The 18389-nt window shown below is 55.9% G+C and carries 21 protein-coding genes; 9 read left to right on the top strand and 12 right to left on the bottom strand.

Annotated features, from left to right (window positions below; all coding sequences use genetic code 11):
• Positions 1-32 precede the first annotated feature (32 nt).
• From aspS to AC07TV_RS09420, 8 genes are all read right to left on the bottom strand, one after another.
• Positions 33-1832: an aspartate--tRNA ligase gene (gene aspS / locus AC07TV_RS09455; protein ID WP_494648145.1), complete on the bottom strand. Its 1800-nt coding sequence runs from the start codon at positions 1830-1832 to the stop codon at positions 33-35.
• Positions 1833-1849: 17 nt separating this feature from the next.
• On the bottom strand, positions 1850-2464 hold the full coding sequence (locus AC07TV_RS09450) for a DUF502 domain-containing protein (protein WP_494648460.1): 615 nt from the start codon (positions 2462-2464) through the stop codon (positions 1850-1852).
• A complete protein-coding gene (locus AC07TV_RS09445) occupies positions 2464-2718 on the bottom strand; it encodes an FmdB family zinc ribbon protein (RefSeq protein ID WP_494648144.1) in 255 nt (84 codons plus the stop codon). Before AC07TV_RS09445 ends, AC07TV_RS09450 begins: the two co-directional genes overlap by 1 nt.
• Positions 2719-2789: 71 nt before the next feature.
• A complete protein-coding gene (locus tag AC07TV_RS09440; RefSeq protein ID WP_494648459.1) occupies positions 2790-3644 on the bottom strand; it encodes a prepilin peptidase in 855 nt (284 codons plus the stop codon).
• Positions 3644-4870, bottom strand: a complete 1227-nt coding sequence (locus AC07TV_RS09435; protein ID WP_494648143.1) for a type II secretion system F family protein — start codon at positions 4868-4870, stop codon at positions 3644-3646. Before AC07TV_RS09435 ends, AC07TV_RS09440 begins: the two co-directional genes overlap by 1 nt.
• A gap of 15 nt (positions 4871-4885) precedes the next feature.
• Positions 4886-6601 (bottom strand): type IV-A pilus assembly ATPase PilB, encoded by a 1716-nt coding sequence (gene pilB, locus AC07TV_RS09430; RefSeq protein ID WP_494648142.1) that lies wholly within the window; start codon positions 6599-6601, stop codon positions 4886-4888.
• Positions 6602-6676: 75 nt separating this feature from the next.
• The gene (locus AC07TV_RS09425) at positions 6677-7948 is read right to left on the bottom strand and encodes an HlyC/CorC family transporter (RefSeq protein ID WP_494648141.1); all 1272 of its coding nucleotides are present in this window, start codon (positions 7946-7948) and stop codon (positions 6677-6679) included.
• A 3-nt stretch (positions 7949-7951) separates the two neighbouring features.
• Positions 7952-8791 (bottom strand): cytochrome C assembly family protein, encoded by an 840-nt coding sequence (locus AC07TV_RS09420; RefSeq protein WP_494648140.1) that lies wholly within the window; start codon positions 8789-8791, stop codon positions 7952-7954.
• Positions 8792-8820: 29 nt separating this feature from the next.
• Here AC07TV_RS09420 and ffh point away from each other — a divergent pair, with 29 nt between their 5' ends.
• Entirely contained in the window at positions 8821-10176 is a 1356-nt protein-coding gene (gene ffh / locus AC07TV_RS09415; protein ID WP_494648139.1) for a signal recognition particle protein, read from the top strand.
• Between the two features lie 69 nt (positions 10177-10245).
• Here ffh and AC07TV_RS09410 read toward each other — a convergent pair whose 3' ends face one another.
• Together AC07TV_RS09410 and AC07TV_RS09405 are read right to left on the bottom strand one after the other, a co-directional pair.
• On the bottom strand, positions 10246-10857 hold the full coding sequence (locus AC07TV_RS09410; RefSeq protein ID WP_494648138.1) for a lytic transglycosylase domain-containing protein: 612 nt from the start codon (positions 10855-10857) through the stop codon (positions 10246-10248).
• Positions 10845-12575: a proline--tRNA ligase gene (locus AC07TV_RS09405; RefSeq protein WP_494648137.1), complete on the bottom strand. Its 1731-nt coding sequence runs from the start codon at positions 12573-12575 to the stop codon at positions 10845-10847. The genes AC07TV_RS09410 and AC07TV_RS09405 overlap by 13 nt, the downstream gene beginning before the upstream one ends.
• Positions 12576-12686: 111 nt before the next feature.
• Between AC07TV_RS09405 and AC07TV_RS09400 the strand changes: the two genes are divergently transcribed.
• Genes AC07TV_RS09400 through coq7 form a run of 3 tightly spaced genes read left to right on the top strand, consistent with a single transcriptional unit; the run spans position 12687 to position 14391 of the window.
• Positions 12687-13235, top strand: coding sequence for an RNA pyrophosphohydrolase (locus AC07TV_RS09400; protein ID WP_494648136.1), 549 nt, complete (start codon positions 12687-12689; stop codon positions 13233-13235).
• Positions 13236-13237: 2 nt separating this feature from the next.
• The gene (locus tag AC07TV_RS09395) at positions 13238-13762 is read left to right on the top strand and encodes a CNP1-like family protein (RefSeq protein WP_494648135.1); all 525 of its coding nucleotides are present in this window, start codon (positions 13238-13240) and stop codon (positions 13760-13762) included.
• Between the two features lie 5 nt (positions 13763-13767).
• On the top strand, positions 13768-14391 hold the full coding sequence (coq7, locus tag AC07TV_RS09390; protein ID WP_494648134.1) for a 2-polyprenyl-3-methyl-6-methoxy-1,4-benzoquinone monooxygenase: 624 nt from the start codon (positions 13768-13770) through the stop codon (positions 14389-14391).
• A 14-nt stretch (positions 14392-14405) separates the two neighbouring features.
• Here coq7 and AC07TV_RS09385 read toward each other — a convergent pair whose 3' ends face one another.
• Positions 14406-14834 (bottom strand): OsmC family protein, encoded by a 429-nt coding sequence (locus tag AC07TV_RS09385; RefSeq protein ID WP_494648133.1) that lies wholly within the window; start codon positions 14832-14834, stop codon positions 14406-14408.
• Between the two features lie 499 nt (positions 14835-15333).
• Here AC07TV_RS09385 and rplM point away from each other — a divergent pair, with 499 nt between their 5' ends.
• The 5 genes from rplM (at position 15334) to erpA (ending at position 17943) form a co-directional block, all read left to right on the top strand.
• Entirely contained in the window at positions 15334-15762 is a 429-nt protein-coding gene (rplM, locus tag AC07TV_RS09380) for a 50S ribosomal protein L13 (RefSeq protein ID WP_117607868.1), read from the top strand.
• Positions 15763-15771: 9 nt separating this feature from the next.
• Positions 15772-16164 carry a 30S ribosomal protein S9 gene (gene rpsI / locus AC07TV_RS09375; protein WP_226403796.1) on the top strand — a complete coding sequence of 131 codons (393 nt, stop codon included), beginning with the start codon at positions 15772-15774 and terminating at the stop codon, positions 16162-16164.
• 324 nt (positions 16165-16488) lie between these two features.
• A complete protein-coding gene (locus AC07TV_RS09370) occupies positions 16489-17115 on the top strand; it encodes a DUF6776 family protein (protein WP_494648132.1) in 627 nt (208 codons plus the stop codon).
• Positions 17116-17126: 11 nt separating this feature from the next.
• Positions 17127-17528, top strand: a complete 402-nt coding sequence (locus AC07TV_RS09365) for a bactofilin family protein (protein ID WP_494648131.1) — start codon at positions 17127-17129, stop codon at positions 17526-17528.
• A gap of 64 nt (positions 17529-17592) precedes the next feature.
• Complete coding sequence (erpA, locus tag AC07TV_RS09360) at positions 17593-17943, top strand: iron-sulfur cluster insertion protein ErpA (protein ID WP_494648130.1); 351 nt, start codon at positions 17593-17595, stop codon at positions 17941-17943.
• Positions 17944-18201: 258 nt separating this feature from the next.
• Here erpA and AC07TV_RS09355 read toward each other — a convergent pair.
• The coding region (locus tag AC07TV_RS09355) for a hypothetical protein (protein ID WP_494648129.1) at positions 18202-18389 on the bottom strand (188 nt) is incomplete at its 5' end.

The following is an 18389-nucleotide window of genomic DNA, read 5'->3' as shown; positions in this document are numbered from 1 at the left end:
ATCAGGAGGCGCAGGCAAATCTGCATCAGCGTTTAGGTCGGGCTGACTTCGACTTGTGTTTCAACCTTCTGGCGCAAGCGTATATGCAACTCGCGCAGCTGTTTCTCGTCGACGCCGGACGGCGCATCCGTCAGCAAACACTGGGCGCGCTGGGTTTTCGGGAAGGCGATCACGTCGCGGATCGATTCGGCACCGGTCATCATCGTGACGATGCGATCCAGACCGAAGGCCAGGCCACCGTGGGGGGGCGCGCCGTACTTCAGGGCGTCGAGCAGGAAGCCGAACTTGGCCTGCTGTTCTTCCGGACCGATGTTGAGCGCGGAGAAAACCTTTTCCTGCACGTCGGAACGGTGGATACGGACCGAACCGCCACCCAGCTCCCAGCCGTTGAGCGCCAGGTCGTAGGCCTTGGCCAGGCACTTGCCCGGATCGGTGACCAGCAGGTCAAGATGTTCGTCTTTCGGGCTGGTGAAGGGATGGTGGCAGGCTGACCAGCGCTTGTTTTCGTCGTCGTACTCGAACATCGGGAAGTCGATGACCCACAGCGGTGCCCACTTGGCCCCGGTAACGAAGCCCTTCTCGTGGCCGATCTTGATACGCAGCGCGCCGAGGGCGTCATTGACGATCTTGGCCTTGTCGGCACCGAAGAAGATCAGGTCACCGGATTGGGCGCCGGTGCGCTCGATGACTGCCTTGAGCGAGGCTTCGGAAAGGTTCTTGACGATCGGCGACTGCAGGCCGGTTTCGTTGATCTGGGTAACGTCGTTGACCTTGATGTAAGCCAGGCCGCGGGCGCCGTAGATGCCGACGAATTGCGTGTAGGCGTCGATCTCGCCACGGGTCAGCGTGGCGCCGCCGGGAATGCGCATGGCGGCGATCCGGCCACCTTCGCTGTTGGCGACGCCGGCGAAGACCTTGAAGGCGACATCCTTGAAGGCATCAGTGACTTCGGTCAGCTCAAGCGTAACGCGCAGGTCCGGCTTGTCGGAGCCGAAGCGGTGCATGGCTTCGGCGTAGGTCATGCGCGGGAAGTCGGGCAGATCAACGTCGATCGCTTCCTTAAAGACGGTACGGATAAGTTTTTCCGTCAGCGCCATGATCTCGGCCTCGCTCATGAACGAGGTTTCGATATCGACCTGGGTGAATTCAGGCTGACGGTCAGCGCGCAAATCTTCGTCACGGAAGCATTTGACGATCTGATAGTAGCGGTCGTAGCCGGCGACCATCAGCAGTTGCTTGAAAAGTTGCGGCGATTGCGGCAGGGCGAAGAACTGGCCGGGATGGACGCGTGAAGGAACCAGATAATCGCGGGCACCTTCCGGCGTCGACTTGGTCAGCATCGGTGTTTCGATATCGATGAAACCGTTGTCGTCAAGGAAGCGGCGGAAGGCACGGGAGGTCTTGTAGCGCAGCATCAGGTTGTTCTGCATCTGCGGGCGACGCAGGTCAATGACGCGATGCAGCAGGCGAACGTTCTCGGAAAGATTGTCTTCATCCAGCTGGAACGGCGGCGTGACGGATGGGTTCAACACCTCGATCTCGTGGCAGAGGATTTCGATCTCGCCGGATGCCAGGTTGGCATTGGTCGTGCCGGCCGGGCGCGGACGAACCTTGCCGGTGATCTTCAGGCAAAACTCGTTGCGGACCGATTCGGCGATGGCGAACGTGGCGGCACGATCAGGGTCGCAAACGACCTGAGCCAAGCCTTCGCGATCGCGCAAGTCGATGAAAATAACGCCGCCGTGGTCGCGCCGACGATGGGCCCAGCCGCACAGGGTAACGATTTGCCCGTCTAGGGCGGCATTGAGTTGTCCACAGTAATGGGTACGCATGAAACTTTCCGGTTGATTCAGGTGTTGGTGATGACGCGGGGGTGCGGCTGGGGAGCCACCACGCCCATTGAGATGATGTATTTGAGTGCTTCGTCGACAGTCATTTCGAGTTCAATGACGTCTTTGGCCGGTAGCATCAGGAAGAATCCCGAAGTCGGGTTTGGTGTGGTCGGGACATAGACGCTGACATGCTCGCCATCGAGATGATTGACGATATCGCCGCCGGGATGTCCTGTCTGGAAGGCGATGGTCCAACTTCCCTGATGGGGGTAGTGGATGAGCAGTGCCTTGCGAAAGGCATTGCCATTCGGCGAAAAAAGCGTGTCGGAGACCTGTTTTACGCTGTGGTAAACGGAGTTTACGACCGGAATGCGAGCCAAAACCTTTTCTGACCAAACAACCAGTTTCTGACCGATGAAGTTGGTGGCGAGCAGACCGGTAAGCAGAATCATCGCCAGTGTCAGGACCGCCCCGGCGCCAGGTATGGCGAAGCCGACCAGACTTTGCGGATGCATGCCCTCCGGTAGCAGGCGCAAGGATTGATCAAGCGTGCTGATGATCATTGACAGTACCCAGCCGGTGATAACCAGCGGGACCCAGATCAGGAGGCCCGTGATGAAATAGCGTTTGATCAGTTGGCCACGCACGACGAACAGCTTCCTTCTCCGGTCTGGCATGGGGGCGCGGCATCTGTCTTCTTGCTGCCACCTTTGAAGTCGGTGGCATACCAGCCGCTGCCTTTGAGCTGAAAGCCAGCGGCGGAAAGTAGCTTGCTATAGCTTTCCTTGCTGCATTCCGGGCAAATTGTGAGCACGGGATCGCTCATTTTTTGCAGATGTTCTTTCTGGAAGCCGCAGGAGTCACAGCGATATTCGTAAATCGGCATGGGAGTCCTCCAAAACCTTGAATTATAACCGAGAGTCGGAGTTGGCTATATCGGGGCGAGGGGAGCTTTTTTCAACCGAGCAGACCAAGATAGCTGCGTGTGATGGATTCACCCCAGAAAAGGGTTATGCCTCCCGCAGCCGCAAGGTAGGGACCAAATGGAATGGGCACGTTGCGACCATGACGGGTTGCAACAATCAGCGTGATGCCAACGACGGCACCGACAACTGAAGAGAGCAGAATAATGGCGGGCAGCATTTGCCATCCCAGCCATGCGCCGAGAGCGGCAAGGAGTTTGAAGTCGCCGTAACCCATGCCTTCCTTGCCGGTTGCCAGTTTGAATAGCCAGAAGACGCTCCATAGGGCCAGATAGCCGAGCATCGCTCCAGCGACTGCTGATGGCAGATCGACGTAGGCTCCCCATAGGTTCAGGGCGAGCCCCAGCCACAGAAGGGGCACGGTGATCGAATCCGGTAATAGTTGGGTATCAAGGTCGATAGCGGCGAGTGCAATCAGAGCCCAGACCAAAACTAGTCCCGCCGCCGCTTGAAGCGTTGGGCCAAAATGCCAGGCAACATATGCCGATAGTAGCCCGGTAACCGCCTCGATGATCGGATAGCGCGGTGAAATCCGGGTATGGCATCCCGAGCACTTTCCTCTGAGGAAAAACAGATAGCTGATTAGCGGGATATTCTCGATAGCTGTGATCTGATGGCCGCATGCCGGGCAGCGCGAGCGTGGCTTTGCGAGAGATAACGGCTCTTCTACGGTCGACGCCATTTCCCCTCGCAATTCGGCGCACTGCGCATGCCATTCTTGCTCCATCATTTTGGGCAGGCGGTGAATGACTACGTTGAGAAAACTGCCAACACACAAACCGAGAAGCCCAGCCATGGCGGCCAGGCCACCCAGTGATTCGGGAAGCATCACATTATGGCTCCGAGTTTGAATATTGGCAGGTACATAGCAACAACCATGCCGCCAATTAGTATGCCGAGGATGACCATGATGATAGGCTCCATTAGACTGGACATGGCATCAACTGCATCGTCAACTTCTGCTTCAAAGAAATCAGCAACCTTTGAAAGCATGGAATCAAGTGCCCCAGATTCTTCGCCAATGGAGACCATTTGAGTCACCATATTGGGAAATATATTTGCGTTCTGCATTGCTGTGGTCAGGTTGATGCCTGTCGATACCTCACTTTGAATTTGTCGGGTAGCTACTTTGTATACATGATTACCAGCTGCTCCGCCGACAGACTCAAGCGATTCGACGAGCGGGACGCCTGCAGCAAACATTGTTGCTAGGGTTCTGGTCCAGCGAGCAATGACCGATTTGCGGACGATGTCTCCAAAAACGGGCATGCGCAGAAGCAGTCTGTCCATTGCTATCTGGATATTCTCTGAACGCTTCCAGCTCTCGAGAAATGCATAGAGGCCCCCGCCGAGAATGCCGAATATCGCCCACCAGTAGGCAACGAAAAAGTCGGAAAGCGCAATGACAAATAGGGTTGGTGCAGGAAGGTCAGCGCCAAAGCCTTGAAAGACTTCCTTAAAAGCCGGAATGACGAAAATCATGATTACGGTTGTGATGATGAAGGCGACAACCAAAACGGCAACCGGGTAAAACAGAGCCGATTTTATCTTGCTCTTGATTGCGATGATCTTTTCTTTGTAAGTTGCAAGGCGGTCGAGCAATGTGTCCAAGATGCCGGCCTGTTCCCCTGCTGCCACTAAATTGCAATATAAGGCATCGAATTGCAGTGGAAATTTGCGGAACGCTTGAGACAGGGAGCTACCTGTCTCAACATCCGACTTGATGTCGAGCAAGAGCTTGCCCACTGCCGGGTTGGAGTGTCCTCGGCCGACAATATCGAACGACTGAAGTAGTGGAACCCCCGATTTCATCATGGTCGCCAATTGGCGGGTAAAAAGGGAAATATCCTTTTCCGTAATCTTGCCGCCTGTCTTAAAACGGACTTTTTTAACCTTGGCGTTGGTTACGCCTTGCCTGCGTAGCGTGGTTTGCACTACGGAGTCGCTGGCAGCGCGCATTTCGCCGCGAACGGATTTTCCATCCTTGTTCTTTCCTTCCCAGAGGAAGGTGCTTTCCTTGACTGCCGAGGCCCTAGATCTTGCGGCGGTAGCCATATCTTTTCCTTTTCATTAGGCGTTGGTAGTGCTTAATACTTCGTCAAGCGACGTCATGCCTTGTTTAACTTTCAACAATCCCGATTCGCGCAGATTTTTTATGCCTTCAGCTTTTGCTTGTGCCTCAAGATCCAGTGCGGAGGCTCCGCTCAAGATAAGGCGCTGCATTGCTTCCGAGATTGGCATGACTTGATAGATGCCGACCCGCCCCTTGTAGCCGGTGCCTTTGCAGCGATCGCAGCCCCCAGGGCCAAACAGTGTCCAGGATCCATCAAGGTCGGCCTCTGTGTAGCCTGCATCTAGAAGAGCCTGCTCCGGTACTGTAATTGGTTTCTTGCAATTGCAGAGGCGGCGGGCCAGACGCTGTGCGGTAATCAGGAGTACGCTGGAGGCAATATTGAACATGGGAACGCCCATGTTCATGAGGCGAGTCAGCGTTTGCGGCGCATCGTTGGTGTGCAGTGTCGAAAGTACAAGGTGGCCTGTTTGCGCCGCCTTGATCGATATTTCGGCGGTTTCCAGGTCGCGAATTTCGCCGACCATGATGATGTCCGGGTCCTGGCGCAGAAAGGCTTTCAGCGCGACAGGGAAGGTCAAGCCCGCGCGATCGTCGACATTGACCTGATTGACGCCCGGCAGATTGATTTCAGCTGGGTCTTCAGCCGTTGAAATGTTGATGCCGTCTTTGTTCAGGATGTTGAGGCAGGTGTAGAGCGACACTGTTTTCCCTGACCCGGTTGGGCCGGTCACCAAGATCATTCCATACGGCCTGCTTATAGCTTCCATCAAAACTGATTTTTGTTCCGGCTCATAACCAAGGGCCTCGATGCCCAGAGTCGCTGAGCTCGGGTCGAGAATCCGCATGACGATCTTTTCGCCCTGCAAAGTTGGCAGAGTGCTGACCCGGAAGTCGATGGCGCGATTTTTCGATAGAACGAGCCGCATTCGGCCGTCTTGCGGTACGCGCTTTTCAGCAATGTTCAACCGCGAAATGACCTTGATGCGTGAGGCTATTTTTTCCTTGATCGCCAGCGGTGGCGTGGCGACTTCGCGCAATATGCCATCGACGCGGAAGCGGATTCGATAGAACTTTTCGTAGGGCTCGAAGTGAATGTCGGAGGCGCCATCATTGATGGCATCGAGCAACATTTTCTGAATGAACTTGACGACCGGCGCGTCATCTATCTCTTGGCCGGCTACTTCGTCGGCTTTGCCGGCTGCTTCCTCGTCGAGAAAGTCGAGGTTTATGTCTTCGCTGGTAAAACTCTTGAGTGCATCCGAGGCCGATTCGGAATATTTTGCGACCAATGGTGCGAGTTTGGATTGCTCGACGACGATGGGATCGACAGCGAGTCCGGTCTGAAAGCGAATTTCGTCAAGGGCGCGCAGATTGGTCGGGTCGGCAATGGCTACCGAAAGGCGATTGCCGCGCTTGTTGAGCGGGATTACCTTGTGGGTGGCAATCAACTTCCGGTCGATTGCATCTGACGGGATGTGCGCCTCATCGAACGCCGCGAGGTCAAGCAACGGATAGCCGAAGGTGTCAGCAACAAAACGCGCAATATCCAATGCGCCGGCTTTCTGGCTGGCGATGATCTGCTCAATCAGCGATGTCTTGCTGCTGTGGGCCTGCGCCAGCAATTGTTCCGCCTCAGCCTCCTTGAGTTGCCCGGCCTGTACAAGCGCTCGTGCCAGGCCGCCGAGTGGAGGATTTTGAGGTGTTGCCGCCATTGATCAATATGAAATGCTGATTAGATCGCTTGATGATGCTACGCAGGCGCCCGTTTGTAAAGGACAGGTCGGGTGCTAGGCGCTTTCTGGCCGAAAGATGCGGACGGTTACGACGCTTCTATCTTGGGTTTGGAGGACTTCAACAGCCACCCCGGCCAGTTTGATGCTCGTGCCGGACTCGGGGATATCCTGAAAGTGTTCGAGAATCAGACCATTTAGCGTTTTAGGACCGTCTATTGGGAAATCCAGCCCAAGCATCCGGTTGAGATCGCGCAGTGCGCGGGAGCCTTCAACGATGGCATCTCCGGCATCCGACCAGCCGAGTTCGTGGCCAAGGCCGGGTAGGGAGGTGGTGAAGTCGCCGACGAATTCTTCAATGATGTCCTCAAGCGTCAAGAGGCCGAGAATCTCGCCGTATTCGTCCACAACAAAGCCGATGCGCTGGTGGTTTTCCTGGAAAAAGGCGAGTTGCGAAAAAACCGGTGTGCCTGGAGCGATGTAATACGGCGGCTGCAGCTGTTGCAACAGGGCTGCTTCGTCAAAGTCGGGGTCGCCAAGGTTGGTGAGCAAGCGGCGAACCGGCAGGACGCCGATCAATTGGTCCAGCGATTCGCGGCAGACTGGAAGCCGACTGTGATGGCTGGTGGCGAGTTGGGCATGTACCTCATCCCATTGCTGGTCGAGATCGAGAATTTCGATGCTGCCGCGAGGCGTCATGACGTCTTCGACGGTGATGTTGTTGAGTTCAAACAGACTTGAAAGAATCGCATGGTGCTTTTGGGGCATCAAGTGCGATGACTCGAGTACCAGACTGCGCAACTCTTCCGGCGACAGCTTGGCTGGGCCATCGGCACTTTTGGGTGTCAGACGAAACAATCGAAGCAGGCCGCTGGCGAAGAGGTTGATGAACCAGACCGCGGGGTAAAAGAGCCGGAGCAGCGGGGTTAGCACGTAGCCGAGGCGGCCGGCCAGACGGTCGGCGTGGGTGGCGCCAATGATCTTGGGAGTGATTTCCGAGAAGACGAGGATGGCAAAGGTGACGGCAAGGGTGCCGACGGCGAGCGCCCATTTTTCTTCGCCGAATAGTGCGATGGTGATTACGCCAACGAGTGTTGCTGCCGCAGAGTTGACCAAATTGTTGCCGAGCAGGATGACGCCGAGCATTTTGTCGGTCTGGTCAAGCAGGGCGATGGCTTTTTGTGCGCCGTGATGTCCGGATTTGGCCAGATGGCGAAGACGGAAGCGGTTGCTGGCCATCATGGCTGTTTCGCTGAGCGAAAAAAAAGCCGACAGAGCCAGCAAGACAACCAGCGCTATGAGTAATGCCGATAGCGGAATTTCATCCACGGCTCAGACTCGTCCCAGGATGACTTCGGCGACGAAGCGGCTGCCGACGTAGGCCAGAATCAACAGCGCGAATCCGGCCAGGGTCCAGCGCAGGGCGCGTTTGCCGCGCCAGCCCCAGGCATGGCGTCCGACCAGCAGGGTGGCGAAGATGCCCCACGAGGCGAAGGCGAACATGGTTTTGTGATCCACCGTCAGCGGCTTGCCGAACAGTGCTTCGGAGAAGAGCACACCGCTTCCGACGGTCAGGGTCAGCAGAATGAAGCCGACCAGCAGCATGCGAAACAGCAGTTTTTCCATTGTCAGCAACGGGGGCAAGCTGCTCAGGCTGCGTTTTAGAGAGCGCTTGTGCAGGGCATTTTCGGTAAAGCCCATGAAAATGGCGTGCAGCGCGGACAGCGTGAGCAGACTGTAGGCCAGCATGGCGGCCAGGAAGTGCAGCTTGAAGCCGGTGGCGCTGGCGTTGGCGACCAGATGAACGTGCGGGAAGAAGACAGGAAGTACTGTGCACAGTGCGGCCAGCGGCAGGACCATGGGCTGCATGCCTTCCATTCTGGCCATGAAGCTTTCGAGCCAGTAGATCAGCACGGCGAGCCACATCATGAGCGACAGGGCAAAGCTGAATGAGAAGCGCATGCCGATTTCGGCAAACAGGGCGTCGTAGAGCGCTGCGGCGTGAATGAACAGCGCCGCGGCAATGGCGACGCGCTCCCATGCTTGCATGGGGCAGGCGACGCACTGGTTTTCTCCCTCGCGCCAGCGGGTGTTCCAGAAATGGAAGCCAAGTGCACCATAAAGCAGGGCGGCGAGAATGTGCGGCAGAAGCTGAATTACAATATCAACCATCCTTAGATTCTACTAGAAGCCCAAACGACATGCTCGATAACCTGACCAATCGCCTTGCTCGCGTCATGAAGACGCTGAAGGGCGAAGCTCGCCTCACCGAAACCAACATTGCCGATGCCTTGCGCGAAGTGCGTATGGCGCTGCTCGAGGCCGACGTGGCCTTGCCGGTAGTCAAGGATTTTATTGCTGCGGTGAAGGAAAAGGCGGTGGGCGAGGCGGTGATCGGTTCGCTGAGTCCCGGTCAGGCGCTGATCGGCGTTGTGCATGCCGAACTGACCAAGATCATGGGCGACGCCCACGAAGGCATCAATTTCAATACCCAGCCACCGGCGATCATTCTGATGGCAGGTTTGCAGGGCGCCGGCAAGACGACGACGGTTGGCAAGCTGGGCAAGTTCCTCAAGGAAAATCACAAGAAGAAGGTGCTTGTGGTTTCCTGTGACGTTTATCGTCCGGCGGCTATTGAGCAGCTGAAATCGGTGGCCGGGCAGGCCGGGATCGATTTTTTCCCGTCGACCATTGGCGAGAAGCCCGAGGCGATTGCGCTGGCGGCGATTGACTGGGCCAAGCGTCATTACCATGATGTGTTGCTCGTCGATACGGCCGGCCGTCTGGCTATCGACGAAGAAATGATGGCCGAAATCAAGCGGCTGCATGCAGCGATCAACCCGATCGAAACGTTGTTCGTCGTCGATGCCATGTTGGGCCAGGATGCGGTCAATACGGCCAAATCGTTCAACGAGGCGTTGCCCCTGACTGGCGTCGTGCTGACCAAGCTGGATGGCGATTCGCGTGGTGGCGCTGCCTTGTCGGTGCGTCATGTCACCGGTAAGCCGATCAAGTTTTCCGGTGTCGGCGAAAAGCTGACGGGGTTGGAGGCTTTCCATCCCGAGCGGATGGCCTCGCGCATCCTCGGCATGGGCGATGTGCTGTCGCTGATCGAAGATGCCAAGAAGGGGCTGGATGAAGAAAAGGCGATTGCCTTCGCCAAGAAGCTCAAATCCGGCAAGGGCTTCGATCTCAACGATTTCAAGGAACAGATCGGCCAGATGCGCAACATGGGCGGCTTGTCGGCGCTGATGGACAAGATGCCGGCGCAGATCGCCCAGATGGCCGGCCAGATGCCGGCTGGTGCTGAGAATAAAATGGTTGGCCGCGTCGAGGGCATCATCAATTCGATGACGCCGCTTGAGCGGGCCAAGCCGGAGCTGATCAAGGCCAGCCGCAAGCGTCGCATTGCGATGGGGGCGGGCGTTCAGGTGCAGGAAGTCAATCGGCTGCTCAACCAGTTTGAGCAGTCGCAGAAAATGATGAAGATGATGAGCAAGGGCGGCATCGGCAAGCTCATGCGTGGCATGAAGGGCATGATGCCCGGGATGCGCTGATTTCATTTTCGGGCCTTTTTTCCGGTTGACCGTGGCAATCCCACGGTCAACCGGAAAAAAGGCCCAAAATCAAAGTCCTGACTGTGCCAGTCGGGAAGGTTTGTCGTAACCCCACTGGTTCTGCCAGGCGGCGCGAACCATGTTGGGATATTCCGGCTTGCCTAGACTGCCGTTGTAGCGGCCGAGAGCGCGAAACAGGTCACCCTTTTCGATATCCAGGTAGTGACGCAGGATGGTGCAGCCGTAGCGCAGGCTAGTCCGCAGGTCGAACAGCGAGTCATCCGGGCGGCCGATCACCTTGACCCAGAAGGGCATGACCTGCATGTAGCCGCGTGCCCCGGCTGACGACACGGCGTATTTGCGAAAGCCCGATTCGACCTGCATCAGGCCGAGGACCAGTTGCGGGTCCAGCCCGGCGCGGGTGGCTTCGTAATGCACGCTGCGGAGCAGATCGATGCGGTATTCGCGGTTCGGGATGCGTTTTTCCAGCCGGCGCGACATCTCGCCCAGCCAGTCGGCCGCCTCCATCGGGGTCTTGAACGAACTGACTGTCGGGCGGGAGTCCGAGACAGCCTTGTGCAGCGCGGCCTGGACGCTGGCCGATAGCGGTTCATACTTTTGCGCGCCAGCGAATGCCGCTGACGCGCCATACAAACAAAGGGCCGCAATCAGGCGGCGCACAACTTTCCTTTGAGGGCGCTGAGTACATCGGCTTGCGCAATCATCGTCGGCTCAGCATCGCGGCGGCCCTTGTACTCCAGCTGGCCTTCTTTCAAGCCGCGCTCGCCAATGACGACGCGATGCGGGATGCCGATCAGTTCCATGTCGGCAAACATGACGCCCGGACGCTCGTTGCGATCATCGAGCACCACATCGACGCCGGCCGCCTTTAACTCGCCGTATAACTGGTCGGTAGCTGCCTTGACGGCCTCACTCTTGTGATAGCCCATCGGCACCAGACAAACCTCGAACGGCGCGATGGCCGGCGGCAGGATGATGCCCTTATCGTCGTTGCCCTGCTCGATGGCGGCGCCAACGATGCGCGACACGCCAATGCCGTAGCAGCCCATTTCCATGATTTGGCTCTTGCCGTTTTCGTCCAGATAAGCGCAGTTCAGCGCCTCGGCGTACTTCTGGCGAAGCTGGAAAATGTGACCGACTTCAATGCCGCGCAGGATTTCCAGCGTGCCTTTGCCGTCGGGCGAAGAATCGCCCGCCACCACATTACGGATATCGGCCACTTCCGGTTCCGGCAGATCGCGGCCGAAATTGACACCGGTCAGGTGGAAGCCCGCTTCATTGGCTCCGCAAACGAAATCGCTCATCGCGGCAACGCTGCGGTCGGCAAAAATAGCCACTTTTTCCCGGTTGACCGTGGCAGGCCCGATATAACCGGGCTGGCAGCCCAGATATTCCTCGACCTCGCGCTCCGTGGCGAAACGGAACGGATTGATGGCTGGAATCTTGCTCGCCTTGATTTCATTCAGTTCGTGGTCGCCGCGCAGCAAGAGCAGGGCGAAAGTCGTGCTGCCATCTTCCTTCTCGCTCATCACTGCGATGGATTTGACGATTTTTTCCAGCGGCACGCCCAGGCATTCGGCGACATCGACGCAAACCATCTTGCCTGGCGTGGCGACCTTGGTCATCGTCTGCGTCGCGGCGCCGCGCGCGGATGAGGGGGCGACGGCCTCGGCCAGTTCGACGTTGGCCGCATAACCGGAATCCGGGCAGAAGGCGATGTCATCCTCTCCGGAATCGGCCAGCACATGGAATTCATGCGACCCCGTACCCCCAATCGAGCCGGTATCCGCCGCCACGGCACGGAACCGCAGGCCCAGGCGCGTGAAAATCCGGCTATAGGTGTCGTACATGTTGCCGTATTCGCGCTTCAGGTCGTCGAAGGACGAATGGAAAGAGTAGCCGTCCTTCATCAGGAATTCGCGGCCGCGCATGACGCCAAAACGAGGGCGAATCTCGTCGCGGAACTTGGTCTGGACCTGATACAGGTGAATCGGCAGTTGCCGATAGCTCTTCACATCGCGACGTACGACGTCGGTAATTACTTCCTCGTGCGTCGGTCCGATCACGAATTCGCGCTGATGGCGATCCTTGAAACGCAGCAGTTCCGGGCCGTATTGCTCCCAGCGGCCGGATTCCTGCCACAGTTCGGCCGGCTGCACGGCCGGCATCAGCAGTTCGAGCGCGCCGGCATTGTTCATCTCTTCGCGCACGATATTCTCAACCTTGCGCAGCACGCGCAGGCCTAGCGGCATCCAAGTGTAAATGCCCGCTGCAGCCCGCTTGATGTAGCCGGCGCGCAGCATCATTTTCTGGCTGATAACTTCGGCGTCGGCCGGGGCTTCCTTGAGAGTTGTAAAAAAGAACTGCGAAGTGCGCATGGGATGCTCTTGAATTCGTTGCGAAACCTCGATTTTACACGGTCCCGCTTCTTTGCATGCGGGAGCCCTTTGTGAAAGAATCCGCCTAACTATTAATTTTTCAGGATTTCTATGCTCGACCGTGAAGGCTACCGCCCGAACGTCGGCATCATTCTTTGTAACGCCAAGAACGAGGTTTTCTGGGGTAAACGCATTCGGGAGCATTCCTGGCAGTTTCCGCAAGGTGGCATCAAACGCGGCGAAACGCCCGAAGAGGCCATGTTTCGTGAACTGCACGAAGAGGTCGGGCTCCTGCCCGAACACGTGCGTATCCTTGGGCGAACCAAAGGCTGGTTGCGTTACGAAGTGCCGACACACTGGATCAAGCGCGAATGGCGTGGATCCTACAAGGGCCAGAAACAAATCTGGTTCCTGCTTCGCTTGGTAGGGCGCGACAGCGACGTCAGTCTGCGCGCCACCAACAAGCCGGAATTCGATGCCTGGCGTTGGAACGATTACTGGATTCCGCTCGATGCGGTGATCGAGTTCAAACGTCTTGTTTACGAGCAGGCGCTCAATGAACTCGTCCGCTTTATCGATTTCGACCGCAAAGGGGCGAAGCATCGCCGGCTTTCAGGTGAGCCTTCGGATTCCGATGTTCCCGCTCAGCACGAGGATTAGCCATGTCATTGTTCCGTAGCGCATCTTTCCTTTTTGTGGCCATGTTTGCATCCGCCGCGATTTTGGCTGACTCGGCCGATTTCGAGGAAGATTACGAAACCAAGCAATGGCAGGAAGTTGAGCTTCAACTGCCGGTAGCCCCCAGGAAAGAAACCTTGCTGCCGTTTTATGTCAGTGCGGCGACTGAAAATCAGTTTTTCATCGACGGAGCGACGCTTAGCGTCGGTAGTGATGGCGTTGTTCGCTACGTCCTGCTCGTCTTGACGCCACAAGGAGCGCGCAATGTTACCTACGAAGGGATGCGTTGCGAGACTCGCGAGCGCCGTATCTATGCATCTGGGCGGCAAGATGGAAGCTGGTCGAAGGCACGGAAAAATGAATGGGTGCGCATTCAGGATGCCTATGCCAATCGCCAGCACGCGGCGCTATTTCTCGAGTATTTCTGTCCGGTCGGAAACATCGTCCAAAATGCTGCCGAGGCTCGAAATGCTCTAATCAAGGGCGAGCATCCCGATAACAAACACTGAAACCCATGTCTCCGGACCAGCTCATTCTCGAATTTGATCGCGCTTTGCGCACGGTACTGACGCCTGCTCGCACGGTTCGCGCGACGCCAGGCGAAAAGCTGCCAGAGGCCGATCTAAACGCCGAGCAACGGCGCCACGTTGTCGGCCTGATGCGTGTCAATCACTGCGGCGAAATTTGCGCCCAGGCTCTGTATCAGGGGCAGGCGCTGACATCCCGGGATCCGGCAATCCGCGAGGCGCTTCGTGGTGCCGCTAACGAAGAAACCGAGCATCTCGCGTGGACAGAACAACGCATTGCCGAACTTGGCGGGCACAAAAGTTTGCTAAATCCACTCCTCTACCTAGGCTCTCTGAGCCTGGGGCTGGCCGCGGGGGCGCTCGGGGATAGATGGAATCTTGGTTTCCTGGCTGAGACTGAGCGGCAGGTCGAAGCCCATTTGGATGGGCATTTGCTCAGCTTGCCTGCGGCTGATGGTCGTTCGCGGGCAATTGTTGACCAGATGCGCCTGGATGAAATTCAGCATGCTGAGACAGCCATCCAATACGGCGCGGCCGAACTTCCGGCGCCGGTCAAACTTGGTATGAAATTGGCAGCCAAGGTCATGACCGGGGCTGCCTACCGCGTCTGACCCTTCAGGCGTGGTCAGGTTTCGTCGATAATTTCGAAGTCGTGCGTGATCTCCGCTGTCTTGCCGATCATGATCGAGGCTGAGCAGTATTTGTCTTTCGATAGCTCGATTGCCCGTGCAACCACGTCTGGCTTAAGTTGCTTGCCCTTGACGCGGTAGTGAAAGTGGATATGCGTAAATATCTTGGGGTCGGTCTCAGCTCGTTCGGCCTTGAGGCTGACATCGCAACCGCTGACAGTATGGCGTCCCTTCTTCAGGATTAATACGACATCAAAAGCCGTGCAGCCCCCTGTTCCTGCCAGCACCATCTCCATCGGCCGTAGCCCCATGTTCCTTCCCCCGGCCTCAGGGGCGCCATCCATGACCACGGCGTGGCCGCTGCCTGTTTCTGCAACAAACGACATTCCGGCGTCGTTGCCCATCCATCTAACGGTGCATTCCATTGTGACCTCCTTGCAAGACCGCGGATTCTAACGGATGTGCGAAATCCGGTCTAAGTTCGGAAAATTGGTGCGACGCACCAATTTTTGATTTCGGTGTAAGGTCTGTTGGGGAGTGTGCCATTTTCCGATATGGTGAATTTACTATTTTTATGTATATAAATACTTTTTAATACAGTAATTTGGTATGAATAAATAAATGTTATTCTGACATTTGTGCGGCAATGTTGCGTCGCACAAATGGCTCTTGCCCTGTGTGCCCAATTCATGGAGAATGCAAGGCGTACGAACTGAGGTAACTTAACAGCGATGAGTTCTCCAGTTCAGATTTGTCTCCTCCACCCTCCTCCTTTGGTGTGGATTTAACGCGGCTCAGCGAGCCGCGTTTTTTTTGTCCTTATGATGAAAAGAGTGGATAGGCATTGACACCTGCTGCAGGTGTCGACTAGAATCCGCGCCTTTCTCCAATCTGCGCCCAAATTTTTCAGGACGGCACACTTATATGAAAACGTTTTCCGCCAAGCCACATGAGGTGAAGCGCGAGTGGTTTGTGGTAGACGCCACAGACAAGGTGCTCGGCCGCCTCGCAACCGAAATTGCCCGCCGACTGCGTGGCAAGCACAAGGCCATCTATACCCCGCACGTTGATACCGGCGATTTCATCGTCGTCACCAACGTCGAAAAGCTTACCGTGACCGGTAACAAGGCCGAAGATAAAAAGTACTACCGTCACTCCGGTTATCCGGGCGGTATCTACGAAACCAACTTCAAGAAGATGCAGCAGCGTTTCCCGGGTCGTGCTCTGGAAACCGCCGTAAAGGGCATGCTGCCCAAGGGTCCGCTGGGCTATGCCATGCTCAAGAAGCTTAAGTGCTACGCTGGCGAACAGCATCCTCACACTGCCCAGCAGCCGAAGGCTCTGGAAATCTAAGGGGTTATCATGGCTGAAGGTTATTTTTACGGTACCGGTCGTCGCAAGAGCGCCGTTGCTCGTGTGTTCATGAAGCGTGGTTCTGGCGCCATCGTTGTCAATGGCAAGCCGGTCGATCAGTTCTTCTCTCGTGAAACGGGCCGCATGATTGTGCGTCAACCGCTGGCGCTGGTTGAGCAGTTGAGCGGTTTTGATATCAAGGTAAATGTTATTGGTGGTGGCGAATCTGGCCAAGCTGGTGCAGTTCGCCATGGTATTACCCGTGCGCTGATTGAATATGATGCTGCATTGAAGCCCGCGCTGTCGAAAGCTGGATTCGTTACGCGTGATGCGCGTGAAGTTGAGCGTAAGAAGGTCGGCTTCCACAAAGCCCGTCGCCGGAAGCAGTTCTCCAAGCGCTAATACGCTGCAGGATAAAAAAGCCGCCTTTGGGCGGCTTTTTTGTTTTTCGGGCGCGGAGTATCATGCTCCGCGTCTGATCTCGCTCATATTAAATGCTGCGAGGGGGGCTTCCTGATGGCGGCTACGCTACGAAATCCGGAAGATTTTGCCAGCGATGGTTGACAGGGGCGAATGGGGAGTAGTCTTCATTTTATATCGAGCTGAAGTATCAAGGTTATGCCAACTCCCGCCATTGCTCTGAGGGTGAGAAGGTTCCGTCGACGTTTCGGGATTGCGGCACCGAGGGTGGTTGTGCGAAGCCATTTTTCGTGGTGGTGGCTCGCTTTGGCTGCTCTGTTGTTGGTGGTCTTGGCTGGCTTTGTTGGAGGGCTTATTGCCCGGAATGGTGAGGCCGGGATGTTGGGCTTGGAAGTGGATGGATTGCGCAAGCAAATGCAGGCTCAGCGAGAAGAGTTGAATATTCTGCGGTCGACGGCGGGAACGGGGCAAAACGCGGTAAGTATCGAGCGGGCGAGCCAGCAGCAATTATTGGGAAAAATTCAGGGGCTGGAGGCGCAAAACGCAGCATTAAAAGAAGATATTCTTTTATTTGAGCGTTTGATGCCGGTAGTTGGCGATGGGGCTGCAGTTCGTGTCGAGAGTTTTCGCGTTGTTCAGAGAGGGGGGGGGCGTTTCCATTATCGTATGCTCCTTGCATTTCAGCCTGATAGGCTGACTCCGGATTTTCGGGGCCGTCTTCAGTTAATAATTAGTTTTGCTCAATCTGGCAAAAATATGCAGTTCGTGCTGCCGAATAAGCGGGAAACGTTTGCGGAGTATCAAATTGATTTAAAACGTTTTCTGCGTCGCGAAGGCGAATTTGAATTGCCGGAGTCGGCTACCTTGTCGGGTGTGGAGGCCAGGATTTTGCAGGGTGATACACTTAAGGCAAAGTTGTCGGCTCAACTCTAGGAGTGGACCAAGTGTTCGGGAAAAAAAATGAAAGCAAGCCTTTAGGGCGGATCGATAGCCTGGTTGGCGCGGGAACCCGCGTTGAGGGTAGTATTTTCTTTACCGGTGGTTTGCGGATAGATGGTGAGGTAAAGGGAAGTATTCTTGCGGCCGAGGGTGCGTCTTCTTCTATGTTGGTGATAAGCGAGCACGCGCGCATTGAGGGGGCTGTAAACGTGGCCCATTTAGTGACTAACGGGACTGTGGTTGGTCCTGTTGCTGTAACCCAGTCGCTTGAGATGCAATCAAAGGCGCAGATTGTTGGTGATGTCGAGTACGCAGTAATTGAAATGCATCAAGGGGCGGTAATCGAAGGTCGCCTGCTTCATTCGACAAGTAAGCCGGTGGAACTAAAGTTGGCTACTTCTGCCTAATTTGTTTGACCGTGATATCGCCGGCTCGCATAATCTCGCACGAATTTTCTCAGGAGTTTGCCCTATGAATGCAGTTACCGAAACGACTACACCGTTTGTTTTTACCGATAGTGCCGCTGGCAAGGTAAAGGAATTGATTGAGGAAGAGGGCAACCCGGGGCTCAAGTTGCGGGTCTTTGTTACGGGTGGGGGCTGTTCCGGTTTTCAGTACGGCTTCACTTTTGATGAAGAGGTCAATGAAGACGATACGACCATGGAGAAGAATGGTGTTACGCTGTTGATCGACCCTATGAGTTATCAGTATCTGGTCGGCGCCGAGATTGATTACAGTGAAGGGCTTGAAGGCTCTCAGTTCGTCATTCGTAACCCGAATGCGACTTCCACCTGTGGTTGTGGTTCCTCCTTTTCTGCTTGATTGGTTTGGGAGTGACAAAGAAGGCGGCGAAAGCCGCCTTTTTTACGTCTTGGTTATCAGGTTAAGGTTATTGCAAAGGGGGGGGCGGGGGCTGGTTAATTCGCAGTAGGCATGGCGCAAGCCTTGATCAAGGCCCGAGAAGGAGATTTGATTCGATTTCAGAGTCCGGTGGGTGTTCGGGAGATTGAAGTTCTAGAAGTCCGGTACGAAGTAATAGGTTGATGTTTGGGGTTTTGTTGGGAGTAGTCTGAATATATTTCAATGAAGTGTTGACGGTCTGATTTTAATCTGTAGAATGCGCACCTCTCCTGCGGTGCCGGGCGTTTCCGGCGGTTGTAGGGGAGTCAGGTGAAGCAAGAAATTTTGCAAAAAAGCTTGACGGGAGGTGAGAAGTTCTTCATAATCTTGCCTCTCTGCTGCAGACGAAGCGAAAGCGACGGCGCGGT

Source organism: Azonexus sp. GW821-FHT04F04 (assembly GCF_059420025.1).
This window is presented reverse-complemented; position numbering and strand designations above follow the sequence as displayed.